The 3937-nt window shown below is 41.5% G+C and carries 3 protein-coding genes, 1 tRNA gene and 1 rRNA gene; 3 read left to right on the top strand and 2 right to left on the bottom strand.

The window, feature by feature from the left end; translation table 11 throughout:
* From KKD20_05035 to KKD20_05025, 3 genes are all read left to right on the top strand, one after another.
* Nucleotides 1-703: VanW family protein (locus KKD20_05035; GenBank protein MBU4332454.1), on the top strand; the 703-nt coding region annotated here is incomplete at its 5' end.
* A gap of 1092 nt (nucleotides 704-1795) precedes the next feature.
* Nucleotides 1796-2797, top strand: coding sequence for an NGG1p interacting factor NIF3 (locus KKD20_05030; protein MBU4332453.1), 1002 nt, complete (start codon nucleotides 1796-1798; stop codon nucleotides 2795-2797).
* A gap of 66 nt (nucleotides 2798-2863) precedes the next feature.
* Nucleotides 2864-3130 carry a YbaB/EbfC family nucleoid-associated protein gene (locus KKD20_05025; GenBank protein MBU4332452.1) on the top strand — a complete coding sequence of 89 codons (267 nt, stop codon included), beginning with the start codon at nucleotides 2864-2866 and terminating at the stop codon, nucleotides 3128-3130.
* 79 nt (nucleotides 3131-3209) lie between these two features.
* Here KKD20_05025 and KKD20_05020 read toward each other — a convergent pair.
* Together KKD20_05020 and KKD20_05015 are read right to left on the bottom strand one after the other, a co-directional pair.
* Nucleotides 3210-3286, bottom strand: a tRNA-Ile gene (locus KKD20_05020).
* A 259-nt stretch (nucleotides 3287-3545) separates the two neighbouring features.
* Nucleotides 3546-3937, bottom strand: a 16S ribosomal RNA gene (locus KKD20_05015); the annotation flags it as partial.

Here is a 3937-nt window from a genome sequence, read left to right as displayed (position 1 = left end):
TGGTAGTCCCACAAATCGAAGGCACAATATTGGGGTGGGGGCAAACAAATTAAATGGCCTTTTAATTGCTCCGGATGAAGAATTTTCTTTGGTACAAACATTGGGAGAGGTCAATGCGGCTACTGGTTATTTACCGGAATTGGTTATCAAGGGCAATGAAACTATTCCTGAATATGGCGGTGGGTTGTGTCAAATTGGCACAACCGCCTTTAGGGTGGCGATTTATTCTGGCTTGCCAATAACCGAACGTCGGCCTCATTCTTACCGAGTATCTTATTATGAACCCGCGGGCATGGATGCCACGATTTATAACCCGCGTCCGGATTTAAAGTTTACTAACGACACTGGTAATTATATCCTGTTTACTACAGAAATTGATAGTGATATTTTGACTTTTCATTTTTATGGAACAAACGATAGCAGAAAAATAGAGGTGGAAAATCCGCCTCGGATTTGGAACATCAAATATCCAGGGCCGACTAAAATTATTGAGACTTTAAATTTAGAACCCGGAGAAAAAAAATGCACCGAACGAGCCCATAATGGCGCCGACACTTTATTTACCCGTAAAATTACTTATGCTGATGACCGCGAGCCATTGGAGGAAGAATGGTTTAGCCGTTATGTGCCTTGGCAGGCGGTTTGTTTGCTGGGAGTAGAGGAGTTGAGTACGGCGACGAGTACGGAGGAGGCGGCGGAGTAAAAAATAACCGGGTAGACGAGGTCCCTTGACCTCGTCTTTTTAAAATAAAAAAAGCCGAAACAGTGTTACTTGTTTCGGCTAGGAACACTATAAAGTATTCCCATATTCATTTCCCTTATAATCTCCTCCTTTGTCTTATTTTGGTCATTCGCTTTTTGAACTCCACGGGAAATACCTTCCCAATATCACAATAGCTAGGATTGCCCACAAACAGTTCAGGTCGCGGGTAATATAAATAGCATAAATCATTGTGAAACTACTGATGGTGATTGCAATCATACCAGCCAAATCTCTAAAATTCATGATAGCTCTCCTTGTGTGATGGGGTTATCCACAGAAATTTTGTGGACACAACTTCATCTGTGGTGTAAGATAAACTAACGAACAATTTTTTCCACACCTCGCTTTTCATATTTTCATATTTCCATAATCTCGTATTTTCATACGAACTTCCCTCCATAAAGCTGCAGTCAAGAAGATCCTCTCCCCCGGTAAAACCGGGGTTTGGACCCCCATGCATTTCTTGACCGCAGGTTTATGGAAAGAATTGATAATATGAAAATACGAGAATATGAAATTAAATCTTCATCAGGTTAATCTCATATTTCCATAATCTCGTATTTTCATATCAACTTCTCTCCATCAATCTGCATCCAAGAAGATTGTCCAAAGGGAAAACCTAGCCCGCTCATATTTCCTTAAAGTAGCGCTTTAGTTTTCTCAGTTTTTAGAAAATATAAGCGGGCCGGGCAATCCTCCGAAACAACCCCCATGCTTGTCGTGGATGCAGATTGATAAAGGGAAGTTTTATTATACGTTGAGTTTCACGAATTATAACGGATAGCCGCAGATCACGGATAAGCAGCTTATTAAAATACAAAAAAGTGGCCTCCTCGCCACCCCCTGTGGATATTTTTTATTCAACACCTTATCTTATCATATCTAAAAAAGTTTGTCAAGGGGCTTAATTGTGTGATAGCAATTCCTAATATTAGAGATATTTGAGAAAATTAGAGTTATTGGTGGCCATCATCCTTAAACTTAATAGCCCTGGTTATAGCCAATCATCTGTGATAATTAAAAACGACCAAAATGACCATCCAACAAATCTACAATTTAGCCATTCAAATGGGCAAAAGGGCTGATTTACGCGACCCTGGAATTATCAAAAAAAAGCTCAAGCGCGCCAAAGAAAAATATGAAAAACTAATCGATGACGAGAAAGAACAGTTTGACCAAGAGGGTTTAACCAATCCCTATGCTGATTCCCGGATTTTCACCAATAACCCAACTAAACAAGTCAAAAGGATGTTGGTGGGTGTTGATATTGAAACTGGTGAAGTGATGCTTGCTAATGAGCTTGGAAAACAAGGCCGGCCAATTGATTTAATCATGTCCCACCATCCCCTTGGCATCGGTTTAGCCGGGCTTCATGAGGTTATGGATTTGCAAGTGGAACTTTTAGCCAAATACGGCGTGCCGATTAATATTGCCGAGGGTCTAACCAAATTGCGGCTTTCTGAAGTTGGCCGCAACGTGTCTGGCGCTAATCACAATAAGTCTCTTGATGCCGCTAAAATTTTGGGCCTTCCAGTGATGTGTGTTCATACGCCTTGCGACAATCTTGTTGCTGATTTTTTAGATAAAGAAATAAAAAAGAACAAAGATAAAATTGAGCGGCTTGAAGATTTAATCACGGTTCTAAAAATGATTCCTGAATATAAAGAGGCTGCAAAAATGAAGGCTGGCCCAACAATTTTTACTGGCAATAAAGAAAACTATTGCGGAAAAATTGCCCTCACGGAAATTACCGGCGGCACTTCCGGCTCTAAGGATATGTACGAAAAAATGAGCCAAGCCGGGATTGGCACGATTGTGGGTATGCACATGCAAGAGGAATGGAAAAGGCAAGCGGAAAAATATCACATTAACGTTGTTATCGCTGGCCACATGGCGAGTGATTCAATTGACGTGAATTTATTTTTGGACGAGCTGGAAAAGAAAGGCGTTGAGATTGTCCCGTGTTCTGGGTTGATACGATATTCGCGAGTCAAAAACACAAGAACATTAAAGCACGAGGGCACTAGGGCATAAAAGCAAATTGCTTTAATGTTTTCATGCTTTCTTGCTTTCATGATTTAATGTTTTAATGAAAACTATATGTTCAACCCCCTCCAAATGTTAAAACAAGCTAAAGAAATCAAAAAAGAGCTTGACCAAACTCAAGTTACTGGAACTTCTGCAAATCAAAAAATTACCATTGTATTAAACGGTAATCAGGAAATTGTATCCATTGACGCGGTCAAACCAAATGATTTCCAAGATAAAGACGAACTTACGAACTCTATCCATGAAGCGTTTAATGATGCGCTGGAACAAGTGAAGAAAAAAATAGTGGAAAGATTTCAGGGTAGAATTCCGATGTAGCTCATATCAACATGCAGAAAAAGAGTGTGCTTAAAAACACACTCTTTTTGGTTCCTGAATATAATGGTTCTAAATTACCTGGTGGGCAATGGAGGACTTGAACCTCCGACCTCGTCATTATCAGTGACGCGCTCTAGCCAGCTGAGCTAATTGCCCTTATTTTCACGACTCCTAATTCACGTAACACGAAACATGTTTAGTCTTTTTTAGGTTACCAAATATTTACAAATAAATCAAGTTAAACACAAAAACCCCTCTTGTGGGGCCTTTGTTATATGAATCGTGTTAGGTGTATCGTGTATTGTGATTCATAATGTCTTCAATACTTGCAGAATATCTATAACTCCGGCAGAACCGGAGCCCGACTGATGAGCTAACGTGCGGAATTCCAGCACGTTAACCATATTCTCCTTAGAAAGGAGGTGATCCATCCACAGCTTCCGCTACGGATGCCTTGTTACGACTTCACCCTTATTGCCGGACTTACCTTCCCCCGCACACAAGCCGCAAATTTGTTTGTGACTTATGTGCGGGGTTCGGGTACTCCCGACTCTCTTGGTGTGACGGGCGGTGAGTACAAGACCCGAGAACGTATTCAACGCGCCGTGGCTGATGCGCGTTTACTAGCGATTCCAGCTTCATGAAGGCGAGTTGCAGCCTTCAATCCGAACTGAGACCAGTTTTGATGGGATTGGCTCCACCTTACGGTTTGGCAACCCATTGTACTGGCCATTGTAGCACGTGTGTCGCCCAAGGCGTAAGAGCCATGCTGATTTGACGTCATCCCCACCTTCCTCCTCGTTAACC

Source organism: Patescibacteria group bacterium, from assembly GCA_018896645.1.
Classification (GTDB): Bacteria; Patescibacteriota; Patescibacteriia; order UBA2591; family JABMQE01; genus JAHIMF01.
This window is presented reverse-complemented; position numbering and strand designations above follow the sequence as displayed.

What these genes read in the sequence shown, in the direction of transcription:
- KKD20_05030 (MBU4332453.1), top strand. Translation starts at nt 1,796, where the DNA reads ATGACCATCCAACAAATCTACAATTTAGCCATTCAAATGGGCAAAAGG.
- KKD20_05025 (MBU4332452.1), top strand. Translation starts at nt 2,864, where the DNA reads ATGTTCAACCCCCTCCAAATGTTAAAACAAGCTAAAGAAATCAAAAAA.